Raw genomic sequence first — 4,398 nt, 5'->3', positions numbered from 1 at the left:
GTTCGTCGATACCTATCCAACCAGTGCCGAACAGTGCCAAGCGCAGACCGGTGAAGAGGGCTTCTACCCGCACCGCCGGCCGGTAGACATCCGGTTGGATGCCGAGTCATCGCTGGCCGCGCAGCTTGATCTACTGCGGGTGGTGGATGCTGCATGGACACCGGTTGGAGCTATCGCGGGTCCAACTCGAACAGGATCGGCTGGTGGGCACTTTCGTGCTGTATCGCCAGTACGCCATTCCTGACGAAACCTCTGGGGGGATGATCAAAAGCCTGCTTGATCGCTGCTACCCAAAGCCGCCTCGCGATGTCTTCGCGAAAAACCGGACCCGTCCCTGATTTTTGCCTGATTTTTGCTCAGCGTGTCAGGCGGCTTCAAGGGGTTTGATTCTGGACACGTCCACAGTGCTTTGGGCGCACGCCAAGTCCCAGCCGCGCTGCAGGTTCAGCCAGTACTCTGGGGTCGTACCGAAGAACGTTGCGAGGCGAATAGCGCTATCGGCAGAAAGCGCTGTTTCCTGTTTGACCAGCCGTTCAATCCGAGTGCGCGGCACCTCCAGGCGTCTTGCCAGCGCAATGGCGCTCATCCCCAGCGGCTTGAGATACAGTTCCGACAGGACTTCGCCCGGATGTGCGGGGTTAACAAGCAAGCTCATCGCAACACCTCTCAGTGGTAGTCGAGAACCTCGACGTCGCTTGGGCCCTCGTTGGTCCAAGTGAAGCAGATCCGCCATTGGTCGTTGATTCGCACCGAATGTTGGCCAGAGCGATTGCCGGACAGCGCTTCGAGATGATTGCCAGGAGGGAAACGTAGATCCTCCAACTCCACCGCCGCATCGAGTGCCGCCAACATGGCCCGCGTGCGTCTGACCAGATCGCCCGGAAAGCCTTTGCCGAAGCGGCCAGCAACCGCTTGCGCCGCCAGCTTGCCTCTAGTGCTCAGGATCATGAGACCTATGTATCGTACCGCGATACATTTGACAACCGCCCTGGGACAGCAACCGAGCCATGAGCCACGATCAAAACTATAAAAACCTCATCCGACATCTTCATCTGATCGGCTGTCGCTTTTCCGCGCCCCATCGATCATCTCGGCCAGCCCTCCGTCATCCCGGACGGGAAGCCGGGAACCAGACCACACACAGGCAACGCCCAACCATCATTTCCCCTTGACGAGTGAGGCAAAGCCGCGTTTCAATGCCGCCATGCTGCGTTCAGCCCGCGAACGCAACCGGCACCATCACAACAACAGACAAGCCGCCCCCTGCCATACCCTCCAACAACAGGGTAGCGCGGTAGCGTGCCTGAAGACACGAATGAAGCCCCCTGCCTCTAAGCCCGGCGCCGGCTCCTGAAGGCCTTCCATTTGCCACGGATGTTCACGGATGGACACGGATAACGAGCGGCTCAGAGAAGGGAATCTGGGGCCGAGTCCTCCTCGAACTAAAGGCCTGTCGCGCGCTCGCACCTGCGCACGAAGCGCAACTTCTCAACTATCTCCGTGCCACGGGTATCAAAGCCGGCCTCCTCATCAATTTCGGCCAACCAAGAGCCCAGATCAAACGCTTCGTCCTCTAAAAATCCGTGTCCATCCGTGGCCAATGCTCAAGGTCCACACCGGCACCCTCGCCGAGCAACCCTTCGAGCTGCTCGAAGCCTTCCGCTACTGGAGCACCATCGGCGCCAGCGAAGCCGACCCACGCTGGATCACCGTGCCCGCCGGCTATCGTACCGACTTCGCCTCCATCCCGCGCCCCATGACCCGCCGAGTCTGGCCCCTGCTGCCACCGGTCGGGCGCAGCGGCAAGGCCGCCGTCATCCATCACTGGCTCTGCGACGAGCAGCCGCACAGCGTCGACCACCGCATGGCCGCAGACATCTTCAACGAGGCCATGACCGTCCTCGGCGAGCCAGCCTTGCGCCGCGCCATCATGGCATCGAACTTAGCCTCAGGGTTGTCGTCTTAACGTGACTACAATAGCGGCTCGCACATATGAGGAGAGCAAGCCATGGCAACTGCCAACACCTATGTTCGCGCCCGCATTGATGCCGATACCAAGGAACGCGCTGCGGCTGCGCTCGATGCGATGGGCTTATCGGTCTCTGATGCCATTCGCCTCTTGATGCTGCGCGTGGCCCAAGATCGCTGCCTTCCGTTTGAAGTAAAAGCGCCTAGCGCCAGTAGCCGTCAGGCACTGGCCGAGATCGACGCGGGTGAGGCCGAACGCTTTGCGACCGTGGACGATCTGATGGCTGATCTGCATGCGGACGATTGACCGCCCCAGGTCCTTCAAACGCGATTACAAGCGCGAAGCGAAAGGTCAGCACCGCTTAACGCTCGACAGAGACTTGGTGCCGGTGCTGAAGGCACTGGTGGCGGACCAGGCGCTGGAGCCGCGTTACCGCGACCATGACTTGAGCGGCGATTGGGTCGGCTACCGCGAATGCCACATTAAGCCAGATCTGCTGTTGATCTACCGCAAGTCCGGCGAAGACTGACTCATTCTCGCCCGTCTCGGTTCGCATAGCGAGCTCTTCGGCTGAACGCAGATTCCCGACCGACTGCCTCGATTGAACCGCTAAAGTTTCGCACCGGCGCCCGAGTGATAAACCGGTGCCCGAAAAACCGAACGCGTCCAAGTTTTTCACGCTGGTCACCGATGCCTCCGGCGGGAACTCGGTCTACAACCGGGACCTCTTACCTGAAGCGGACGACAGACGGTGCACACCGCATTCTTTGATCGAGGTCGCAAGCCATGAAAGTACGGTACTTTCAAGACACCGATACCCTCTATATCGAATTTCGGGAACGGGACATCTTCGAAACACGCGATCTAGATGATGCAACCCTGCTCGATCTGGATGCCGACGGCTATGTGTGTGCTATGACGCTCGAGCACGCCAGCCAGCGCACCGATGTCAGCCGCCTCATGGTAGAAGGGATAGCAGCTTAAATGACGATGACGACCTCTCATCCGTCATCCCGGCTACCTTTCCCGCGTCATTCCGACCGGGAAGCCCGAATCCAGGCCAAGGACGGTAACCTGCGGCAAACCGGGACCCAGGCCACACACAAGCAACGCCCAACCATCATTTCCCCTCGACGAGCGAGGCAAAGCCGCGTTTCAGTTTCGCCATGCTGCGTTCAGACCTCGAACGCAACCGGCACCATCACAACAACAGACAAGCGGCTCCCCGCCCATACCCGCCAATACCCGCCAATACCAGGGTAGGGCGGTAGCGTGCCCGCACCAAGACTCGGCGACCCGGCCTCGTTGGCCACCACAGCGCCACGCGCGGGGTTGGCCCGCAACCGGCAGCCCCAGTCGCACCCCAGCACAAACTCATCAGGCGCCAGCGGCCGGTGCCATCAACCCAAAGCCCAAAGCCCCGCCCGTTGAACGACGAGCTCCAATACCACGTCCTGAAACATCTGCAATCCAACCCCCAGGCCAGCCAACGCGAGCTTGCGCGCGCCCTCGGTATCAGCCTTGGGCGCACCAACCACTGCGTGCGCGCCGTCATCGAGCGCGGTTGGGTCAAGGCGCAGAACTTTCGCCGCAGCAATAACAAGCTCGCCTACGCCTATCTGCTCACGCCCGAGGGCATCGAGCAAAAGACGCGCATCCTGGCGCGCTTCCTGAAGCGTAAAGAGGCCGAGTACCAAGCGTTGCAGGACGAGCTCGAGCAACTCACTGCCGAGGCCAGCGCCGAAGGGCTACTCCCTGCGTCATCCCGGCCGGGAAGCCCGAAACCAGGCCAGGAACCCGGCAACCGAGCATCGAAGGCATCAATCAACTGCTGATCGACCGCGACCGGTTCTTGACCAAAGGTGACGAGTCGGGCGACACCGCGGGTCGAGCGCAATGGGTACCAATTATCGACCCAGCGCTGTAAGCGAATGAATAGGTAGTTCGGGAATAAGGGCTCTTCGACCAATTGGCACCGCTGGCGTTGGATGCGCTCGACGGTAATGCGCGGTAGTAAGACGTCGTATCCCTGACGCTCAAGGTTGAGCTGAGCGCGCTCAGCCTGGCGAGGCTTGCTTTGCAGAACGTACCAACAGGGGGCGCTTTGAAGCTCTGAGTTCATCGCTTTTCCATGGCTAACCTGCCTGATCCGAGTGTTCGAAGAATACCACTTTGTTTGAAGGCTGATCCAGCCTCAGCAATCGAATCAGAGGGAAAAGGTTGAGGGAAAGATGATGCCGACGCGAAATCTCTGCGCCTCCAGCAGCCTGCCGATCAGAGAAAACGTGGTCCGTCCCTGATGTATCCCCCGTCCATGATGTATCCCCACTTAAAAATGATATTTGACAGTGTCTTACGTCGCTCTTCGACTGGAAAAATGAGCATGCATGGGGTGTCATGGTCCACCACCAGTGGAAAAGAGGGACGGA

Annotated in this window: 9 protein-coding genes and 1 pseudogene; 7 read left to right on the top strand and 3 right to left on the bottom strand. The window is 59.8% G+C overall.

Annotated features, from left to right (window positions below):
- On the top strand, positions 1–244 hold a 244-nt coding region (locus VBE63_RS25295), incomplete at its 5' end, for a hypothetical protein (protein WP_323685772.1).
- Between the two features lie 120 nt (positions 245–364).
- Here the strand turns inward: VBE63_RS25295 and VBE63_RS25290 are convergent.
- Complete coding sequence (locus tag VBE63_RS25290) at positions 365–655, bottom strand: HigA family addiction module antitoxin (protein ID WP_323685771.1); 291 nt, start codon at positions 653–655, stop codon at positions 365–367.
- Between the two features lie 11 nt (positions 656–666).
- Entirely contained in the window at positions 667–948 is a 282-nt protein-coding gene (locus VBE63_RS25285) for a type II toxin-antitoxin system RelE/ParE family toxin (protein WP_323685770.1), read from the bottom strand.
- Between the two features lie 377 nt (positions 949–1,325).
- Here VBE63_RS25285 and VBE63_RS25280 point away from each other — a divergent pair, with 377 nt between their 5' ends.
- From VBE63_RS25280 to VBE63_RS25255, 6 genes are all read left to right on the top strand, one after another.
- Positions 1,326–1,577 (top strand): GxxExxY protein, encoded by a 252-nt coding sequence (locus VBE63_RS25280; protein ID WP_323685774.1) that lies wholly within the window; start codon positions 1,326–1,328, stop codon positions 1,575–1,577.
- Positions 1,578–1,600: 23 nt separating this feature from the next.
- On the top strand, positions 1,601–1,966 hold the full coding sequence (locus VBE63_RS25275) for a DUF1353 domain-containing protein (RefSeq protein WP_323685769.1): 366 nt from the start codon (positions 1,601–1,603) through the stop codon (positions 1,964–1,966).
- Positions 1,967–2,008: 42 nt separating this feature from the next.
- Positions 2,009–2,275 (top strand): type II toxin-antitoxin system RelB/DinJ family antitoxin, encoded by a 267-nt coding sequence (locus tag VBE63_RS25270; RefSeq protein ID WP_120797533.1) that lies wholly within the window; start codon positions 2,009–2,011, stop codon positions 2,273–2,275.
- Entirely contained in the window at positions 2,262–2,498 is a 237-nt protein-coding gene (locus VBE63_RS25265) for a type II toxin-antitoxin system YafQ family toxin (protein ID WP_323685768.1), read from the top strand. The genes VBE63_RS25270 and VBE63_RS25265 overlap by 14 nt, the downstream gene beginning before the upstream one ends.
- Before the next feature lie 257 nt (positions 2,499–2,755).
- On the top strand, positions 2,756–2,953 hold the full coding sequence (locus VBE63_RS25260) for a DUF2283 domain-containing protein (RefSeq protein ID WP_323685767.1): 198 nt from the start codon (positions 2,756–2,758) through the stop codon (positions 2,951–2,953).
- Between the two features lie 443 nt (positions 2,954–3,396).
- On the top strand, positions 3,397–3,804 hold the full coding sequence (locus VBE63_RS25255) for a MarR family EPS-associated transcriptional regulator (protein ID WP_323685773.1): 408 nt from the start codon (positions 3,397–3,399) through the stop codon (positions 3,802–3,804).
- Between the two features lie 38 nt (positions 3,805–3,842).
- On the opposite strand, the pseudogene VBE63_RS25250 reads toward VBE63_RS25255, so the two are convergent.
- Positions 3,843–4,091 (bottom strand): annotated as a pseudogene (locus VBE63_RS25250) (transcriptional activator RfaH); the annotation flags it as partial.
- Between the last annotated feature and the right edge of the window lie 307 nt (positions 4,092–4,398).

The sequence above is a fragment of the Lamprobacter sp. genome, assembly GCF_034860625.1.
Lineage (GTDB): Bacteria > Pseudomonadota > Gammaproteobacteria > Chromatiales > Chromatiaceae > Lamprobacter.
Note: the sequence above shows the minus strand (reverse complement) of the source record. Positions and strands in the feature narration are given on the sequence as shown.